This window comes from Dyella sp. SG562, from assembly GCF_011759495.1.
GTDB lineage: Bacteria > Pseudomonadota > Gammaproteobacteria > Xanthomonadales > Rhodanobacteraceae > Dyella_D > Dyella_D marensis.
In genome coordinates, this window is record NZ_JAAOYS010000001.1 from 646,793 (window position 1) to 665,097 (window position 18,305).

Below are 18,305 nucleotides of genomic sequence, written 5' to 3' on the forward strand. Positions count from 1 at the left end.
CGCTCGCCCCATGCTCCGTGTACTGGCTTGGCTTTATCGCCAGCCGGAAACCCGGCTGACCGGTCGCGCGAAGATTACTTCTGCGCGTAGCGGCGGCGGAACTTGTCCACGCGGCCACCGGTTTCGATGGTCTTCTGCTTGCCGGTGTAGAACGGGTGGGAGTGGCTGGAGATATCCACCTTGACCAGCGGGTACTCGTTGCCGTCCTGCCACTTGACGGTTTCCTTGGTGGCGATCGTCGAACGCGTCAGGAACGCGAAGTCGGACGAAAGATCCTGGAACACCACCGGGCGGTAATTCGGATGGATATCGGGCTTCATGACGGACTCAAAGCGGTGGGCGAAAGAGCGGCATTATAGCGACCCTTTCGACCCAAGGGCAAGCGCGTCAGTCACTTGCCCCGGGACCGGCGCTCAGGCCGCGCCCAGCGCGCGTCTCACCATGGCCGCGAAGCGCGCCTGGTCCACGTCCAGCACGATGCGCGCATTGGCCGGATGGCCCAGGCGGCCGCCCCAGTCCACCACGGTGGCGCCGCGGGTAAGGCGGCCGTCCAGCTCCACCGCGACGTGGCGCTCCTCGCTGCGGGTGACGATGGAGGGGTCGATCGCCACTGCCATGGCGAGCGCATCGGCCGCGATGATGCCGCGGCGCTTGCTGCTGGCATTGAAGGCGCGGGCGGTGCGGAACACCTGGCCGAAGAATTCGGCGCGCTTGTCGCCGGCGGCCAGCCACTGGTCGAATTCCGCCTCGTCGAAGGCATGGCGCAGGGTGGCTTCCCAGTCGACCAGGTCGAACTGCGGGAAGGCCTCGAACACCACGTGGGCGGCTTCCGGATCGAAGCCGACGTTGAATTCCGCCGGAATGTTGCCGGTATTGCCATGCCCGGTGACCGCGCCGCCCATCACCACCAGGCGCTTCACGCGCTGCGGCAGGGTCGGGTCCAGGCGCAGCGCCAGGGCCACGTTGGTGAGCGGCGCCAGCGCCACCAGGGTCAGCTCGCCGGGGCGCTCGCGGGTGAGCCGCAGCAGGGCCAGGGCGGCCTGCTCCGCTTCGGCCGCCGCGGCCGGTTCGGCGAAGCCGACGTCGCCCAGGCCGTCCATGCCGTGCACGAAAGCGGCGTCTTCCTCCGGCCCGCGCACCAGCGGCGTGGGGCAGCCGGCAAACACCGGCACGCCGCCGCCGACCAGATCGACCAGCGTGCGCGCATTGCGCACGGTATGCCCCAGGCCCACATTGCCGGCGGCGATGCTCAGGCCGGCGATGTCGGCATGGGCATGGGCCATCAGGATCGCAAGCGCGTCATCCACGCCGGGGTCGGTGTCGATCAGGAGCTGGGGCTTGGTCATGGGCTTTCCTTCGGTGAGCCGGATAGCTTAAGACGGGGAATGGGGAGCGGGGAACGGGGACTTGCGCGGTTGCGCGAGGATGGATGTCGCGTTCCCCGTTCCCCGCTCACGCATGCGCATAGCGCGCCGCGCCGCCGATCCAGCGCTCGATCAGCCGCTCGGCCTGGGCGGCGTGGTGGCGCAGCATCTCGGCGCCCACTTCCTGCACCGCCGGCAGCAGGTGCGCGTCGCGGGAAAGGTCGGCGATGCGGAAGCTGAGCTGGCCGGTCTGGCGCGTGCCGAGCACCTCGCCGGGGCCGCGCAGTTCCAGGTCCTTCTCGGCGATGCGGAAGCCGTCGTTGGTGTCGCGCATCACCTGCAGGCGCTCCTTGGCCAGCATGCCCAGCGGCGGCTGGTACAGCAGCACGCAGTTGGAGGCCACCGCGCCGCGGCCCACGCGGCCGCGCAGCTGGTGCAGCTGGGCCAGGCCCAGACGCTCGCTGTTCTCGATCACCATCAGGCTGGCATTGGGCACGTCCACGCCCACCTCGATCACCGTGGTGGCCACCAGCACGGCCAGCTCGCCGGCTTTGAACGCGTCCATCACCGCCTGCTTTTCCTTCGGCTTCATGCGGCCGTGGATCAGGCCTACCTTGCAGTCCTGCAGCGCCGCGGAGAGTTCCGCGTGCGCCACTTCGGCGGCCTGCGCGCGCAGCTGCTCGGTCTCCTCGATCAGGGTGCACACCCAGTACACCTGGCGCCCTTCGCGGCAGGCGGCATGGATGCGCTCGATCACGTCGATGCGGCGCGCGTTGGAAATGGCGATGGTCTGCACCGGCGTGCGGCCGGGCGGCAGTTCGTCGATGGAGGAGACGTCCAGGTCGGCGTACGCGCTCATCGCCAGGGTGCGCGGGATAGGCGTGGCGGTGAGCACCAGCTGGTGCGGCACCTGGTCGCCTTCCAGCCCCTTGTCGCGCAGCGACAGGCGCTGCTGCACGCCGAAGCGGTGCTGCTCGTCGACGATGACCAGGCCCAGCCGCGCGAACTCCACCCCCTCCTGCATCAGCGCATGCGTGCCGATCACCACCGGCGCGCCGGCGGCGACGCGCTCCAGCGCGCGCGTGCGCGCCTTGCCGGTGACCTTGCCGGCCAGCCATTCCACCTCGATGCCCAGCGGCTCCAGCCAATGCCTGAAGTTGCGCAGATGCTGCTCGGCCAGCAGCTCGGTGGGCGCCATCAGCGCCACCTGGCGGCCGGATTCCACCGCGGCCAGCGCGGCCAGCGCGGCGACCACGGTCTTGCCGCTGCCGACGTCGCCCTGCACCAGCCGCAGCATGGGATGCGTCCTGGCCATGTCCTTCGCTACCGCCTCGCTGACGCGCTGCTGTGCGCCGGTAAGCCGGAACGGCAGGCTCTGCAGCAGGCGCTCGCGCAGCACGCCGTCGCCGCCCAATGCCGGCGAGTGCCGCTGCTTCACCGCGGCGCGCATGCGCTTGAGGCTGAGGTGCTGGGTGAGCAGTTCCTCGAAAGCCAGGCGCTGCTGCGCGGGATGGCGGCCCTGGGTGAGCTCGCCCAGGTGCGCATCCGGCGGCGGGCGATGCACGTACAGCAGCGCTTCGCGCAGCGACGTGAGGCCGTGGCCGGCGCCGAGCGCAGGCGGAATCAGCTCCAGCTCGCGGTCGGGCGGCAGCAGCGCCAGCGCCTTGGCGATCACGCCGGCCAGGCGCCTGGTGCCCAGGCCTTCGGTGGTGGGATAGACCGGCGTGAGCCGCTCCTCCACCGCGGGCTCGGCCACGCCCTCCAGGCGCTGGTACTGCGGATGCACCATCTCCAGCCCCTGCGCGCCGTGGCGCACTTCGCCGTAGACCAGCAGCCGCACGCCGGGCCGCAGTTGCTCGGCCTGGGCGCGATGGAAATGGAAGAAGCGCAGCACCAGGGTTTCGCGCGAATCGTCGGTGATGGCGACCTTGAGCTGCGGCCGGTAGCGAAAACCGCGTTCCACCGCCTCCACCACGCCCTCCACCTGCGCCCGCTCGCCGACGTGCAGGTCGGCGATGGTGCTGATCTGGGTGCGGTCCTCGTAGCGCAGCGGCAGGTGGAACCACAGATCCTGCACGCGCTCCAGCCCCAGCTTGGCCAGCGTCGCCGCCAGCGCCGGACCGATGCCGGGCAGCGACGAGACCGGCGCGAGACCGGGAGCGATAGCGGTGGAAGCGGGTGCAGCTGACATTGCGGAAAGCCTAGCGGAGGCGTGCGCCGGCGCGTAGCGGCGATGGAGGCCGCGCGTGTCGGCGCATGCCCCGCCGCCGGGTCAGTCGATCACCAGCACCGCGTCCACTTCCACCTCGGCGCCCTTGGGCAGGGCCGAGACCTGGATGGTGGAACGCGCCGGATACGGCGCCTGGAAATACTCGGCCATCACCGCATTGACCGTCGCAAAGTTGGCCAGATCGGTGACGTAGATGCCCACGCGCACGATCGCCGACAGCGAACTGCCGGCCGCTTCGGCCACCGCCTTGAGGTTGTCGAACACGCGCCGCGTCTGCAGTGCGATATCGCCCTGGACCAGGTTGCCGGTAGCCGGATCCAGCGGGATCTGTCCGGAGAAGTACACGGTGTTGCCGGCACGCACGGCCTGCGAGTACGGGCCGATCGCGGCCGGCGCCTTGTCGGTGGAGATGATGCTGCGGGACATCGCGGGAACCTCGGGCGGGGAAAGCCCGAAGTGTAAAACGGAAATCCCGGGACCGGCCTAGAGCGGGTAGCGGTACGCGCCGCTCACCACGCCGGTGCGGCGCACGCGGCGGATCACGTCGGCCAGGTGCTTGCGGTTCTTCACTTCCAGAGCGAACAGCAAGGTGGCGGCGGCGCTGTCGCGCTCGACGTATTCCACGTTCTCGATATTCGAATTCGCCGCCGCGATGGCCGCGGCCACGGTGGCGAGCACGCCCGGCCGGTTGATGACCTCGATGCGCAGCTCTGCGCGGTAGTCGCCCTGCACGTCGCGGTCCCATTCGATGGCGACGCAGCGCTCCGGCGACTTGCGCAATTCCACCACGTTCGGGCATTCGATCCGGTGCACCACGATGCCCTTGCCGGTGGAGAGATAGCCGATGATCTCGTCGCCCGGCAGCGGGTGGCAGCAATTGCCGAAGCTGAGCACGCCGCGCTCGGCGCCGGTGATGCGGATTTTTTCCACCGCATGCTGGGTCGGCGCCGCACCGCCCTTCTGCTTGCCGCGCGCGGCCAGCAGCTGGCCGGCGACCACGTCGGGCATGCGGTTGCCCAGCGCGATGTCGGCGAGCAGTTCTTCCAGGCGCTTGAGCTTGGCGGCTTCGAGGAAGCGGTCCAGCACGGCCACGGGAATGGCATCGAGGCTGGAGCCTTGCGCATCGAGCGCACGGTCGAGCATGCGGTGGCCGAAGTCGACGGCGTCTTCGTGCTGCAGATGCTTGAGGTACTGGCGAATGGCGGTGCGCGCCTTGCCGGTGACCACCGATTCCAGCCAGGCCGGGTTCGGCACCGCGGACGGCGCGGTGATGATTTCCACCAGCTGGCCCGATTCCAGCCGCGTGCGCAGCGGCAGCAGCTTCTTGTCGACGCGCGCGGCCACCGCGTGGTCGCCGACGTCGGTATGCACCGCGTAGGCGAAGTCCAGCGCGGTGGCGTTGCGCGGCAGCGAGAGGATGTCGCCGCGCGGGGTGAACAGATAGACCTCGTCCGGGAACAGGTCGATCTTGACGTTCTCGATGAACTCGGACGACGACGCCGTATTGGCCTGGCTGTCCGCCAGCGACGACAGCCACTCGCGCGCCCGCGCCTGCGCGCTGTTGGCGGGGCCGCTGTCGGTCTTGTAGGCCCAGTGCGCGGCCACGCCGCGTTCGGCCACGGAGTCCATCTCCGCGGTGCGGATCTGCACTTCGATCGGCGCGCCGAACGGCCCCAGCAGCACGGTGTGCAGCGACTGGTAGCCATTGGCCTTGGGGATCGCGATGAAATCCTTGAAGCGGCGGTCCACCGGCTTGTACAGCGAGTGCACCGCGCCCAGCGCGACGTAGCAGCTCATCGCGGTGTCGACCACCACGCGGAAGCCGTAGACGTCCATCAGCTGGGCGAAGCTCTTGTGCTCGCTGCGCATCTTCGAATAGATGCTCCACGGCGACTTGATGCGGCCGAGCACGCGCGAGGCCAGGTGCTCGCCGGCCAGGCGCGTGGACAGCGCGGCCTCGATCTTGCCCATGGCCTCGCGGCGGTTGCCCAGCGCGGCGCGGATGCGCTCGCTGATCACGCGGTAGCGGTCCGGATGCAGGGCGCGGAAGCCCAGGTCCTGCAGCTCGGCCTTGAACTTGTTCATGCCCAGGCGCTGCGCGATCGGCGCGTAGATCTCCAGCGTTTCGCGCGCGATGCGGCGGCGCGACGCGGCATCCTTGGCGCCGAGCGTGCGCATGTTGTGCAGGCGGTCGGCGAGCTTGATCAGGATGACCCGCAGGTCGCGCGCCATCGCCAGCAGCATCTTGCGGAAGCTTTCGGCATCCGCTTCCTGGCGGCTGCTGAAGCGCATCTTGTCCAGCTTGGTGACGCCGTCGACCAGGTCGGCCACGGTCTCGCCGAATTCGCCGGCCAGCTCGGCGCGGCTCAGCGCGGTGTCTTCGAGCGTGTCGTGCAGGATCGCCGCGATGATGGTCTCGGCATCCAGGCCCAGCTCGGCCAGGATGCCGGCGACGGCCACCGGATGCGTGATGTACGGCTCGCCGCTTTTGCGCGCCTGGCCTTCATGCGCCTGCGCGCCGACCTCGTAGGCGCGCAGCACGCGCGCCACCTGCTCGGGCGGCAGGTAGGCGATGCGCTCCTTGAGCGCCAGTACGTAGGGAGGCAAGGACGACGTATCCACGGGATCGGGATGCGTAGTCGCGCTCACGGGGCGCTGGCCGCCGCTCAGGCAGCCACCTCGTGTCGCTGATCGGGGTGAAGCAAAGAGCCGGCTGGCTGGCGGCCGCGCGCCGCACCGGCGATGCCGGCGCGTGCGGGGCCAGGTTTACAGCCGGCGCCATCCATCAGTCGTCGCCGCCCTTGGAGAGGTCGTCGTCGACTTCGGCCGCGGCCCATTCCAGCGCCTCGCGTTCGGCGCGCTCGCGCTCGGCGCGGTCGATCTCGTCGATGGTGGCCTGGTCGATGCGGCGGTCGGCGATTTCGCGCAGGGCCACCACGGTCGGCTTGTCGTGATCGGGATTGACCGCCGGCTCGGCACCCTTGGCGAGCTGGCGGGCGCGCTTGGTCGCCATCAGCACCAGCTCGAAACGGTTGTCGACTACCTCGAGGCAGTCTTCCACGGTAATGCGTGCCATGTGAAATCCTTAGGGAATAAAGCGACTTATAGGTCGCCAGTGTAGCCAGGGGGCGCTTTCCTGGCAATGCAGCATGGACGTATCATGCGCGGTTCAGCCAGCCTGCAGCGCCAGCGGGCGAGACTCGCCCGCTGTACACAATATAAAAACCAGGCAGTACACTTAATCGTTGTCCCTCAAATCCGCAGCGGACAGGACCCCCGACGCCGATGTCTTCTTCGATCCGACTCTTCCTGCTGCGCCTGCTCCCCCTGGCCGCGATCGCCCTGCTGGCCGGCTGCAGCATCGCCAAGCCGCGCACGGACGATCCGCACGAGCAGTTCAACCGCAAGGTCTACGCCTTCAACGACTCGCTCGACCAGGCGGTGATCCGCCCGGTGGCCGTCGGCTACCGCAAGGTGACCAATCCGCCGGTGCGCCGCGCGGTCAGCGACTTCTTCACCAACATCAAGATGCCGATCACGGTCGCCAACGACCTGCTGCAGGCCCGGCCGCTGCAGGCCGCGCGCAGCACGGGGCGCTTCCTGGTGAACCTGACCCTGGGCGTGGGCGGCTTCTTCGACCCGGCCAGCCAGCTCGGCCTGCCGCTGGAAGACAACGATTTCGGCATCACCCTCGCCCGCTGGGGCGTGCCGGAGGGTGACTTCCTGATGCTGCCGTTCGTGGGCCCGACTACGGTGCGCGACGTGTGGCGCCTGCCGGTGGACAGCTACTTCTTCGACCCGCTCAGCTATTTCTCGCGCAACCACGAATTCCACTACGGGCAGTACTACATCCCGCAGGTGCTGTACCTGGTCACCATCCGTTCGCGCGCGATCGACGCCGAGAGCTTCCTGAAGTCGGCCTACGACCCTTACGTGTTCCTGCGCGACGCCTACCGCCAGCAGCGCATCTACCAGATCTACGACGGCAACCCGCCGGCGGAAGTGATCGAGCAGATGCAGGGCCTGAAGGAAACCAACTTCGACCCGGACGAGCTGCTCAACGAACAGCACCAGTGGGAACAGAAGCAGTCGCAGGAACCGCCCGCGGCGCAGAAGCCCAGCCAGAACTGAGCACACGAAAAAGGGGCCGCAAGGCCCCTTTCTCTTTGCCGCGTTGCCGGCGCGCCGGCTCAGCCGAGCAGCTGGTCCACTTCGCATACCGAGGCGAGCACGCGCATGCCCTCGGGCACGTTGCGCAACGCCAGCGGACGGCCGCTCTCCACCGCCTTGGCCAGCACCGCCAGCACGCAGGCCAGGCCGGCGCTGTCGCTCTGGCTGACGCCGGCCAGGTCGACCTGGCGGCAACCCCCGGCCGCCGCCGCGTCGATCGCGGCCAGCGCCTGCGCCGCCGTGGCGAAGGTCAGCGCGCCGGATACCTGCACGGCATCCGGCGCGGCGCGCGTCACCTGGAAGGCGGCGGCGCTCATCCCTGCTTGCCGTCCTTGTCCATCTGCTTGAGCGCGTCGGCGCCCTTGGTCTTCAGGTCGGAGATGAGGTTGTCCAGGCCGCCCTTCTTGATCTCGGCGTCGACCTGGTTGCGGTAGTTGGTGATGTACGAGATGCCTTCGATGATCACGTCGTAGGCCTTCCAGTCGCCTTCGCGCGACTTGCGGAACGCGTAGTCGACCGACACCGTCTTGCCGTCGTCCAGCACCACCTGGGTGCGCACCACGGTGCGCTTGTCATTGAGGTCGCCGCTGAACGGCAGCACCTTCACGCGGCCCTGGGTGTAGCTGAGCAGGCCTTCGGCGTAGCGGTGGGTGATCGAGTTGTAGAACGCGCGGGCGAATTCGGCGCGCTTCTCCGGCGTGGCTTCGCGGGCGTGCTGGCCGAGCACCAGGATCGAGGCGTAGTCGATGTCGAAGTGTGGCAGGAACACATCGTCGATCACCGAGATGAGCTTTTCCTTGTCCTTCTTCAGCTCGGCCTGGTGGCCGTCGATGGCCTTGCCCAGCTGGTCGACGATGGTCTGGGCGACCTGCTGGGGGGTCTGGGTGGAGGCCGGCGCCTGGGCGGCGGCCTGGGCGTGGACCGGGGCGGCAACGATGCCGGTGAATGCGATGGCGGTGGCGAGAGCCAGACTGCGCAGCATCATGGGGAAACTCCTGGGAAGTGGCGGCCGGCTCAGTGCTTGCCGGCCGGAGAGGAAGAGGAGGAAGCGGGGGCGCCGTCCGGTTTCTTGTCGCCCGAGCCGCTGACCAGGAACTTGCCGATCAGGTCTTCGAGCTGCAGGGCCGACTGGGTCAGAACCAGCTCGTCACCGTCCTTCAGCGCATCCGGCGAGCCGCCGGGCTGGATCGCAACGTACTGCGTGCCGATCAAACCGCTGGTGAATACCGCGGCCGCCGAATCGTCGGGAATCTGCGCGTATTTCTTGTCGATCGACAGCTCCACCAGGGCGTCCAGCTTGACCGGATCGGCCAGCACCGACTTGACGCTGCCGATCGCCACGCCGGCCATCTTCACCGGCGCGCCGGCGGAGAGCGCACCGACGTTGGTGAAGCGCGCCTTCACCGTGTAGCTGCCGCCGAGATTGTCGGCCGCGCCGCCGGCGCCGAAGAACTTGCCGAGCATTTCCTCCAGCTGCTGCGCCGGGCGCGTCAGCGCCAGGGTGCCGCCGTTGGCCAGCGGCTTGGCCGAGCTGCCGTACTGGATGCCCACGTACTGGTCGCCGAGCAGGCCGCTGGTGAAGATGGTCGCCACCGAATCGGTGGGAATCTTGTCGTAGCGCTGGTCGATGGCCAGCTTCACGTCGGCGGTTTCCTTGCCGGGATCGAGCACGATCGACTGCACCTGGCCGATGCGCACGCCCGCCACCTTCACCGGCGCGCGCTCCTTGAGCTGGCCGATGTTGGCGAAGTGCGCCTCGACGGTATAGCTCGGCCCGCGGCTGGTATTGGCCACCGAGGTGGTCTGCGTGGCGAGGTAACCGAGCGCGGCGAAGCCGAGCACGATGAACAGGCCGGTGCCGACGGCATAGGACGGTCTCTGGCTCACGGCACGATCCTCACAGGCGAATGGATGGTTGCAATAGTGATCTGCGTAGTCATGGGCATCACATCAGGAAGGCGGTGAGCACGAAGTCCAGCGCCAGGATGGCGATCGACGAAGCCACCACCGTGCGCGTCGTGGCATAGGCCACGCCCTCGCTGGTGGGCGGCGTGGTGTAGCCCTGGAACACGGCGATCAGCGACACCACGCCGCCGAACACCACGCTCTTCCACAGCACGCCGTTGAGCACGTCCTTCACCAGGTCGACGGTGGCGGTCATGTTCGACCAGAACGTGCCGTTGTCGATGCCCAGCCAGCTCACCCCGACCAGGTGGCCGCCGAAGATGCCCAGCGCGCAGAACACGCAGCACAGCAGCGGCATGGCGATCACGCCGGCGAGGAAACGCGGCACCGCCACGTAGGCGATCGGGTCCACCGCCATCATTTCCATGGCGGCGATCTGGTCGGTGGCGCGCATCAGGCCGATCTCGGCGGTGACCGAGGTACCCGCGCGGCCGGCGAACAGCAGCGCCGTGACCACCGGCCCCAGCTCGCGGTAGATGGCGATCGCCACCACCGTGCCGGTGGCCGAGGTGCCGCCGAAGATCGACAGCACGTCGTACAGCTGCAGCCCCAGCACCATGCCGACGAACAGGCCGCAGACCATGATGATGATCAGGCTCATCGCGCCGACGAACCACAGCTGCCGCACCGTCTCGCGCGCGTGGCGCAGGCTGCGCGGGATCGCCGCCAGGATCTGCAGCAGGAACAGCCCGCAGTCGCCGATCTGGGCCAGCGAGCGGGTGACGATGTTGTCGCGTGGCGCGCTCATGCGCCCCCCTTGAAGCCGAGCGACGCGGCGTAGTCGCCGGCCGGATACTGGAACGGCACCGGGCCGTCGGCCTCGCCGCCGAAGAACTGCCGCGTCCACGGCGAGCCGTCGTCGGCGATGGTTTTCGGATCGCCCTGCGCCACCACCTTGCCGTTGGCAATGAGGTAGACGTGGTCGGCCACCTGCTGCACCGCGGCCAGCTCGTGCGCCACCAGCACGCTGGTGATGCCCAAGGTCTGGTTGAGCGTGCGGATCAGCTTCAGCACCTGGTTCAGCGCGATGGGATCGAGGCCGACGAAGGGTTCGTCGTAGAGGATCAGCATCGGATCGAACACGATCGCGCGCGCCAGCGCCACGCGCCGGGCCATGCCGCCGGAAAGCTCGGTCGGCATCAGCCTGGCCGCGCCGCGCAGGCCGACCGCCTGCAGTTTGGTCAGGACGATATTGCGGATCAGCACTTCCGGCAGTTCGGTGTGCTGGCGCAGCGGAAACGCCACGTTCTCGAACACGTCGAAGTCGGTGAGCAGGGCCGAGTTCTGGAACAGGTAGCCGATGCGCTCGCGCAGCTCGAACAGCTGCTCGCGGCGCAGCGCCGGCACGTTCCGGCCGTCCACCCACACCTCGCCCGACTGGCCGCGCATCTGGCCGGTGATGTGCTTGAGCAGGGTGGTCTTGCCGGTGCCGCTGGGACCCATGATGGCGGTGACCTTGCCGCGCGGGATGTCCAGGTCCATCGCGTCGAAGATGGTCTTGCCGTTGAGCACCGTGGTCAGGCCACGGACGCGCACGATGGCGCTGTCGTCTGGCTTGGCACGAACGGAGTCGGTCATGGGCGAAGCTGCCAGGGGAAAGGCGCCCAAAGTAGCCGAAGACGGCCATGAAGGCTATGCGAGGCCGCGCCCCGCCTCGGTTTGATGGCTGCCGTTCAGGCGAGCCGCCGCGCCCGCCGTTATGCGAGCAACTCGGCGATCAGCGCCTCGTGCCGCCGCCATTGCAGCTCGCTGCGCTGGCGCACCGCCCGCACGATGGACTGCAGGTCGCCCAGCGCCTCGTCGAAGCTGTCGTTGACGATGATGTAGTCGAACTCGTGGGCGTGCGCGATTTCCTCGCGCGAGTTGTGCAGCCGGCGCTCGATCACGTCCGCGCTGTCCGAGGCGCGCCCGCGCAGGCGCCGCTCCAGTTCCACCCGCGACGGCGGCAGGATGAACACGCTGACGCAGTCCGGCTTGGACTGGCGGATCTGCCGCGCGCCCTGCCAGTCGATCTCCAGCAGCACGTCGCGCCCCTGGCACAGCAGATCGGACACCGTGGTGCGCGAAGTGCCATACAGATTGCCGTGCACCTCGGCATGCTCCAGGAAGATCCCGTCGGCGATCTCGCGCTCGAATTCCGCGCGCTCGACGAAGTAGTAATGCCGCCCGTACTGCTCGCCCGGCCGCGGCGGCCGCGTGGTGTGCGAGATCGACAGCGAGATCGCCGGCTCGCGCTCCAGCAGCGCATTGACCAGGGTGGACTTGCCGGCGCCCGAAGGCGCGGCCACCACGAAAAGGGTGCCTTCCGGAATGCCGGCGGCGGTATCGCTCGCGCTCATTCGATGTTCTGCACCTGCTCGCGCATCTGCTCGATCAGCACCTTCAGCTCCACCGCCGCATTGGTGCTGCGCGAATCCACCGACTTGGAACCGAGCGTGTTCGCCTCGCGGTTGAATTCCTGCATGAGGAAATCCAGGCGGCGGCCGACCGGTTCCTTCAGGCCCAGCACGCGGCGCGCTTCGGCGATGTGCGTGGCGAGGCGGTCCAGTTCTTCGTCGACGTCGATGCGGGTGATCTGCAGCACCAGTTCCTGTTCCAGGCGGCCCGGATCGGCCGGCTGCTTGAGGTCCGCCAGGCGCTGCTCCAGGCGTGCGCGCAGGCCTTCGCGGATCTGCGGCATCCAGCCGCGCACGTCGCCGACGATGCGCTCGATGCTGTCCAGGCGCTCGCCCAGGATGGCGCCGAGCTTGGCGCCCTCGCGTTCGCGGGTGGCGGTGAGCGCCTCCAGCGCGTCGTCCAGCACGGCGACCAGGGCGGCCTGCAGCTGGTCCTGGTCCACCTCGGCCTGCTGCAGCACGCCGGGGAAGCGCAGCAGTTCGGTGAATTCGATCTGCAGGCGCGGGAAGCGCGCTTCCAGGTCCATCGACAGCTCCGACAACTTGCCCAGCACCGCATGGTTCACCTGCAGCGCGTCGCCGCGGGCTTCGCCGCGCAGGCGCACGGTGAGGTCGACCTTGCCGCGCGACAGGCGGGCGGCGATGCGTTCGCGCAGGGTGCTCTCGAACACGCGCAGGTCGTCGGGCAGGCGCGGGCTGAGTTCCAGATAGCGGTGGTTGACCGTGCGCAGCTCGCAGCTGAGGGTGCCGACCGGACCGGTGGTCTCGGCGAAGGCGTAGGCAGTCATGCTGCGGATCATCGGAAAATCCCTATCTGCAGCCGCGGGCGGCCGGAAAGGGCGCAATGGTAAACTCTCCCGCCCTGCCTTGCCCAATCAGGCCACCGCCCCTCATGAATGCCGTCAGCCGCCCGAGCGGCCGCGCCAGCGACCAGCTGCGCCCCGTCACCATCGAACGCCACTACACCCGCCACGCGGAAGGCTCCGTGCTGGTCAGCTTCGGCGACACCCGCGTGCTGTGCACCGCCAGCGTCGAAGACCGCGTGCCGCCGTGGCTGCGCGGCAAGGGCGAGGGCTGGGTCACCGCCGAATACGGCATGCTGCCCCGCGCCACCTCCAGCCGCACCCAGCGCGAAGCCGCCCGCGGCGGCCAGGGCGGGCGCACCCAGGAAATCCAGCGCCTGATCGGCCGCAGCCTGCGCGCCTGCGTCGACCGCCAGGCCCTGGGCGAACGCGTCATCACCCTGGACTGCGACGTGATCCAGGCCGACGGCGGCACCCGCACTGCCGCCATCACCGGCGCCTACGTGGCCCTGGTCGATGCGGTCAACGTGCTGATGAAGCGCGAGAACCTGCGCCGCAACCCGGTGTTCGGCGCGATCGCCGCGGTCTCGGTCGGCATCTACCAGGGCACGCCGGTGCTGGACCTGGACTACGCCGAAGATTCCAACTGCGATACCGACATGAACGTGGTGATGAACGACGGCGGCGGCTTTATCGAGGTGCAGGGCACCGCCGAGGGCCACGCCTTCCGCCGCGACGAAATGGACAGCCTGCTGCTGCTCGCCGAGAAGGGCATCGGCGAGCTGGTCGCCGCGCAGCGCGCCGCCCTGGCGCAGGGTTGAACATGGACCGCATCGTCCTGGCCAGCAGCAACCCCGGCAAGCTCGCCGAGTTCAACCAGCTGTTCGCCGGCGTCGGCCTGGAAGTGGTCGCGCAGGCCAGCCTGGGCGTGGCCGATGCGGACGAAACCGGCCTGACCTTCGTCGAGAACGCGCTGCTGAAGGCGCGCAACGCGGCGGCCGCCACCGGCCTGCCCGCGCTGGCCGACGACTCCGGCATCTGCGTCGACCACCTGCGCGGCGCGCCGGGCCTGTATTCGGCGCGCTACAGCGGCGGCCACGGCGACAACGCGGCGAACAACGCCAAGCTGCTGCGCGAGCTGGACGGCCTGCCGGACGAGCAGCGCGGCGCCTTCTTCATCTGCGTGCTGGCCCTGGTGCGCCACGCCGAAGACCCGGCCCCGCTGATCGCCGAAGGCCGCTGGCACGGCCGCGTGCTCACCGCGCCGCGCGGGCCGGGCGGCTTCGGCTACGACCCGCTGTTCCTGCCCGATGGCATGGCGCACAGCGCGGCCGAGCTGGAGCCGGCCACCAAGAACCGCCTCAGCCACCGCGGCCAGGCGCTCGCCGTACTGCATGCGCGGCTGGCCGGCTGGCAGCGCGACCGGACCTGAGATGCCACTGCTCGCGCCGCCGCTGTCGCTGTACGTGCACATGCCTTGGTGCGTGAAGAAGTGCCCGTACTGCGACTTCAACTCGCACGGCCTGCGCGGCGAGCCGCCGCCGTACGAGCGCTACGTGGACCTGCTGCTGGCCGATCTCGACGCCGACCGCGCCGACTTCGCCGCCGCGCTGCACGGCCGCAGCGTGCACAGCATCTTCTTCGGCGGCGGCACGCCCAGCCTGTTCGCGCCGGCACTGATCGCGCGTTTCCTGGACGGCGTGCGCGAACGGCTGCCGCTGGCGCAGGACGCTGAAATCACCCTGGAAACCAATCCCGGCACGGTGGAGCACGGCCGTTTCGACGGCTATCTCGCCGCGGGCGTGAACCGCCTGTCGTTCGGCATCCAGAGCTTCGACGACGACAAGCTGCGCCGCCTCGGCCGCATCCATTCCGCCGGCGAGGCGGAGGCCGCGGTGAAGTCCGCGCAGGACGCCGGCTACGCCAACATCAACCTGGACCTGATGTACGCGCTGCCGGAGCAGACCCTGGACGGCGCGCTCGACGACGTGGCGCGCGCCGTCGCGCTGGCGCCGACGCATATCTCGCACTACCAGCTCACGCTGGAACCGAACACGGCATTTGCCGCCAATCCGCCGCCGCTGCCGGACGACGACCACGCCTGGGCCATGCAGGAAGCCTGCGAGCAGGCGCTGGCCGCCGCCGGCTACGGCCAGTACGAAATCTCCGCCTATGCGCAGCCCGGCCGGCGCTGCGCGCACAACCTCAATTACTGGCGCTTCGGCGACTACCTCGGCATCGGCGCGGGCGCGCACGGCAAGCTCAGCGACGCGGCCACCGGCGAAGTGCGCCGGCGCTGGAAGACGCGCCACCCGCGCGCCTGGATGGAAGCGGCCGCCGGCCCCGGCCGCATCGGCGGCGACCAGGCGGTGGACGCGGCCGAGCTGCCGTTCGAATACATGCTCAATGCGCTGCGCCTGGTCGACGGCGTGCCGATGGCCGAGTTCGAGGCGCGCACCGGCCTGCCCGCCGGGCGCATCGCCCCCGCCCTGGCCCGGTGCCGCGAGCGCGGCTGGCTGGCGGACGATCCCGCCCTTCTTCACACCACCGGGCTGGGCCAGCGCTTCCTCAACGACGTGATCGCCGCCTTCCTGGACTAAGGCGGCCGGCCTGCACCTTCGGCCGATGGCAGCCCCGCCGCCGCGGGCCTAGACTGCGCCCGTCCACAGGGGAAAACGGCGGAACTGCCATGGATGTCGAACAGGGTCGACGTCAACCGCTCGCGCCCGGCCACGGCGCGCAGCCCGACGGCCACGGGGCCTGGAGCCTGCGCGCGCGCCGCCTCATCGAGGAAACCCACGCGCTCTGCGACAGCTGGCTGGAAGCACCCTTGCGCGCCTGCCTGCTGGACGCCGAGCACAAGCTGTTCGGCCAGGCCGAGCAGGCGCGCAACCATCTGGACCAGCAGGTCCACATGAGCGTGCGCCAGCGGCTGCAGAGCCATCGCGACATGCTCGAACAGCGCTTCTTCGCCGAAGTAGCCAAGCGCTTCGAGCGCATCGGCATCCAGCCTGAAGAAACCGCGCCGCTCACGCTGTCGCTGCTGGACGACGGCGAGGACGACGAGCGCGCAGCGCTGGAACAGTCCGGCGTGCGCAGCGAGGCACGCCATGCGCCGGCGCTGTTCGAACTGAGCTTCCGCTTCGGCGCCCTGGCCAGCCTGCCGCCGATGGAGGGCGAGGATCTGCCGCTGGGCGCGCAGGCCTTGTCGCGCTGCTTCCTGGAGGCCTTGCGCGACTGGGAGCTGCCGGTGCGCCACCGCCTGCTGCTGCTCGATGCGTTCGACCACATGGTGGTGCGCCACCTGGCCTCGCTGTACGAAACGGTCAATCAGCACCTGGCCGGCGAAGGCATCCTGCCGCACCTGCACGCTTATCGCGTGGCCCGCCCCGGCGACGCCCGCGGCCTGCGCAGCCCTGCCGCCGCAATCCCCGGCAGCGTGCCGGCCGGCATCGGCGGCCCGCAGGTGGAACTGGGCGAGCACATGCTCGACATGCTGCGCGAACTGCTGTCGCTGCAGCGCGCCGCGGCGCCGCCGCCCGCTCCCCTGGGCCAGGCCCTGAGCGACGAACAGCTGCAGCATCTGCTGGCCGCCCTGCAATTGCCGCTGGCGCAGGCCGCGCAGCAGGTCGCCGCCGGAGGCCAGGCCCTGCGCCTGCGCGAGCAGCTGCTGGCCCTGCTCAATGCCGGCACCGAACATTCCACGCCCAAGCTTTCGCTCAGCCCGCGGCAGGACGACACCGTGCAGCTGGTGGCCCTGCTGTTCGAGCAGATGGCCGGCGGCATGCAGCGCGGCAGCCACGCGCAGCGCATGCTCGGCGAATGGGAAGTGCCGCTGCTGCGCATGGCGCTGGCCGACCGCGACGTATTCGACCAGCGCGAACATCCCGCACGCCGCCTGCTGGCGGCGATGTCCGAGGCCGCGCACGACTGGCTGGATGGCGGCGACGCCGACGTCGACCGCTCGCTCGCCACCAAGCTGGCCCAGCTGGCCGAGCGCGCGCAGCGCGAGCCGCCGAGCGCCGCGCTGTACGCCAGCCTGCTGACCGATATCGAGCACCACCTCTCGCTGCTGTCGCGCAAGGCGCAGGCCACCGAGCGGCGCCAGGTGGAAGCGATGCAGGGCCGCGAGCGCCTGGAGCATGCGCGCCACCATGCCGCCGAGCTGATGGCCGAACGCTTCCGCGCCGCGCCGCCACGCGGGCTGGTGCGCACCCTGCTCGAACGCGCCTGGTCCGACGTGCTCGCGCTCACCCTGCTGCGCAACGGCGAAGAGAGCGACACCTTCGCCGCGCGCCTGCGCATCACCGACCAGCTGCTGGGCCTGGCGCCGATCGACGACCGCAACAGCCTGCTCGACGATATCCAGACCGGCCTGCAGCAGATCGGCATGCAGGCCGAGGAAGCCGCGCAGGTCGCCCGCCGCCTGCTCGGCAACGGTGACGAGACGGCAGCGGACGATGGCCTCACCGCCACCGGCGTGGCGATGAAGCTCAAGCAGCACCAGCGCCTGGGCGAACACCAGGCCACCGAAGCCGCCACGCCGCCGGAACCGGCGAAGACCGCGGTGCCGCTGGACGACGAAGAACGCCGCATGCATGCGCATGTGCTCACCCTGCCCTTCGGCACCTGGTTCGATTTCCTCGACGACGCCGGCCAGGTCGCCCGGACGCAGAAGCTGGCCTGGTACTCGACCGTGTCCGGGCGCTGCCTGTTCGTCACGCGGCGCGGTTCGCGCGGCGACGAGCTGGCGCTGGAACAGCTGGCGCGCCAGCTGGTGCAGGGCCATATCCGCGAGGCGGTGGCGCCGCGCGAGAACCTGTTCGACCGCGCGCTGCGCGCGCTGATGGAGAACCTGCGGCCCGGCGCCGCGCATGCCGGAGGCCGCCAGTGAACACCCCTGCCAGCGCGATCGAACAGCGCCGCGCGCAGCGCAAGCGCGCCAACTACACGGTGGCGGTCACCGACGTCATCAACGACCGCCCGCTCGGCCACCTCGGCAATCTGTCGGCCACCGGGCTGCTGCTGATCGGGCCGGAGACGCCGCGCAGCGAAGCGGTTTACCAGGTGAGCCTGGGCCTGCCGGGCCTGAGCTTCCCCGGAACGAGCGCCGCGGCGCTGAGCATCGAGCTGGGCATCCAGGAACAATGGCACGACGATGCGGCCACGCCCGGCCAGGTGTGGTCCGGCTTCCGCATCGTCTCGATCAGCCCCGCCGACGCCGCCCTGCTGGAAGCCTGGCTGGCCTTGCCCGGCGGCACCGATTGACGCCATCCGGAACGGCCGTTCGGTGCGAATAATCCCAAAGTGAGGCTTTCTGCTGCGCGATAGTGGTGCCGGCCTCGTGCGAAGCACCACACTCGCCGCGATCCCCATC

19 protein-coding genes are annotated in these 18,305 nt (G+C 69.6%); 6 read left to right on the plus strand and 13 right to left on the minus strand.

The annotated features are described in order from the left end of the window. Positions 1-74: 74 nt before the first annotated feature. The 6 genes from FHW84_RS02725 to rpoZ all read right to left on the minus strand — a co-directional run bounded on the left by FHW84_RS02725 (position 75) and on the right by rpoZ (position 6,670). The gene (locus FHW84_RS02725) at positions 75-320 is read right to left on the minus strand and encodes a type B 50S ribosomal protein L31 (protein ID WP_167252569.1); all 246 of its coding nucleotides are present in this window, start codon (positions 318-320) and stop codon (positions 75-77) included. 93 nt (positions 321-413) lie between these two features. Then, positions 414-1,346, minus strand: a complete 933-nt coding sequence (locus FHW84_RS02730) for a nucleoside hydrolase (protein ID WP_167252570.1) — start codon at positions 1,344-1,346, stop codon at positions 414-416. A 106-nt stretch (positions 1,347-1,452) separates the two neighbouring features. Next, a complete protein-coding gene (recG, locus tag FHW84_RS02735; RefSeq protein ID WP_167252571.1) occupies positions 1,453-3,555 on the minus strand; it encodes an ATP-dependent DNA helicase RecG in 2,103 nt (700 codons plus the stop codon). An 81-nt stretch (positions 3,556-3,636) separates the two neighbouring features. Further along, the gene (locus FHW84_RS02740; RefSeq protein ID WP_167252572.1) at positions 3,637-4,020 is read right to left on the minus strand and encodes a RidA family protein; all 384 of its coding nucleotides are present in this window, start codon (positions 4,018-4,020) and stop codon (positions 3,637-3,639) included. 57 nt (positions 4,021-4,077) lie between these two features. Then, entirely contained in the window at positions 4,078-6,243 is a 2,166-nt protein-coding gene (locus tag FHW84_RS02745) for a bifunctional (p)ppGpp synthetase/guanosine-3',5'-bis(diphosphate) 3'-pyrophosphohydrolase (RefSeq protein WP_167252573.1), read from the minus strand. Between the two features lie 136 nt (positions 6,244-6,379). Continuing rightward, positions 6,380-6,670 carry a DNA-directed RNA polymerase subunit omega gene (gene rpoZ, locus FHW84_RS02750; RefSeq protein WP_026633813.1) on the minus strand — a complete coding sequence of 97 codons (291 nt, stop codon included), beginning with the start codon at positions 6,668-6,670 and terminating at the stop codon, positions 6,380-6,382. A gap of 209 nt (positions 6,671-6,879) precedes the next feature. On the opposite strand from rpoZ, the gene FHW84_RS02755 reads away from it, so the two are divergent. Further along, positions 6,880-7,725, plus strand: a complete 846-nt coding sequence (locus tag FHW84_RS02755) for a VacJ family lipoprotein (protein ID WP_167252574.1) — start codon at positions 6,880-6,882, stop codon at positions 7,723-7,725. Positions 7,726-7,784: 59 nt separating this feature from the next. Here FHW84_RS02755 and FHW84_RS02760 read toward each other — a convergent pair whose 3' ends face one another. From FHW84_RS02760 to FHW84_RS02790, 7 genes are all read right to left on the minus strand, one after another. After that, on the minus strand, positions 7,785-8,081 hold the full coding sequence (locus FHW84_RS02760) for an STAS domain-containing protein (RefSeq protein ID WP_167252575.1): 297 nt from the start codon (positions 8,079-8,081) through the stop codon (positions 7,785-7,787). Further along, the gene (locus FHW84_RS02765) at positions 8,078-8,746 is read right to left on the minus strand and encodes an ABC transporter substrate-binding protein (protein ID WP_167252755.1); all 669 of its coding nucleotides are present in this window, start codon (positions 8,744-8,746) and stop codon (positions 8,078-8,080) included. Before FHW84_RS02765 ends, FHW84_RS02760 begins: the two co-directional genes overlap by 4 nt. A gap of 32 nt (positions 8,747-8,778) precedes the next feature. Then, positions 8,779-9,651 (minus strand): outer membrane lipid asymmetry maintenance protein MlaD, encoded by an 873-nt coding sequence (gene mlaD / locus FHW84_RS02770; RefSeq protein WP_167252576.1) that lies wholly within the window; start codon positions 9,649-9,651, stop codon positions 8,779-8,781. 58 nt (positions 9,652-9,709) lie between these two features. After that, positions 9,710-10,477 carry a lipid asymmetry maintenance ABC transporter permease subunit MlaE gene (gene mlaE, locus FHW84_RS02775; protein ID WP_167252577.1) on the minus strand — a complete coding sequence of 256 codons (768 nt, stop codon included), beginning with the start codon at positions 10,475-10,477 and terminating at the stop codon, positions 9,710-9,712. Further along, positions 10,474-11,307 carry an ATP-binding cassette domain-containing protein gene (locus tag FHW84_RS02780; protein ID WP_167252578.1) on the minus strand — a complete coding sequence of 278 codons (834 nt, stop codon included), beginning with the start codon at positions 11,305-11,307 and terminating at the stop codon, positions 10,474-10,476. The genes mlaE and FHW84_RS02780 overlap by 4 nt, the downstream gene beginning before the upstream one ends. Before the next feature lie 119 nt (positions 11,308-11,426). Beyond that, a complete protein-coding gene (gene gmk / locus FHW84_RS02785) occupies positions 11,427-12,068 on the minus strand; it encodes a guanylate kinase (RefSeq protein WP_167252579.1) in 642 nt (213 codons plus the stop codon). Continuing rightward, positions 12,065-12,925, minus strand: coding sequence for a YicC/YloC family endoribonuclease (locus tag FHW84_RS02790; RefSeq protein WP_167252580.1), 861 nt, complete (start codon positions 12,923-12,925; stop codon positions 12,065-12,067). Before FHW84_RS02790 ends, gmk begins: the two co-directional genes overlap by 4 nt. A gap of 92 nt (positions 12,926-13,017) precedes the next feature. Between FHW84_RS02790 and rph the strand changes: the two genes are divergently transcribed. From rph to FHW84_RS02815, 5 genes are all read left to right on the plus strand, one after another. After that, positions 13,018-13,749, plus strand: a complete 732-nt coding sequence (gene rph / locus FHW84_RS02795; protein ID WP_167252581.1) for a ribonuclease PH — start codon at positions 13,018-13,020, stop codon at positions 13,747-13,749. A gap of 2 nt (positions 13,750-13,751) precedes the next feature. Further along, positions 13,752-14,360: an RdgB/HAM1 family non-canonical purine NTP pyrophosphatase gene (gene rdgB / locus FHW84_RS02800; RefSeq protein ID WP_167252582.1), complete on the plus strand. Its 609-nt coding sequence runs from the start codon at positions 13,752-13,754 to the stop codon at positions 14,358-14,360. Position 14,361: 1 nt separating this feature from the next. Further along, the gene (gene hemW / locus FHW84_RS02805) at positions 14,362-15,528 is read left to right on the plus strand and encodes a radical SAM family heme chaperone HemW (RefSeq protein ID WP_167252583.1); all 1,167 of its coding nucleotides are present in this window, start codon (positions 14,362-14,364) and stop codon (positions 15,526-15,528) included. Between the two features lie 89 nt (positions 15,529-15,617). After that, the gene (locus FHW84_RS02810; RefSeq protein WP_167252584.1) at positions 15,618-17,822 is read left to right on the plus strand and encodes a DUF1631 family protein; all 2,205 of its coding nucleotides are present in this window, start codon (positions 15,618-15,620) and stop codon (positions 17,820-17,822) included. Next, entirely contained in the window at positions 17,819-18,196 is a 378-nt protein-coding gene (locus FHW84_RS02815) for a PilZ domain-containing protein (RefSeq protein ID WP_167252585.1), read from the plus strand. Before FHW84_RS02810 ends, FHW84_RS02815 begins: the two co-directional genes overlap by 4 nt. Positions 18,197-18,305: the final 109 nt, after the last annotated feature.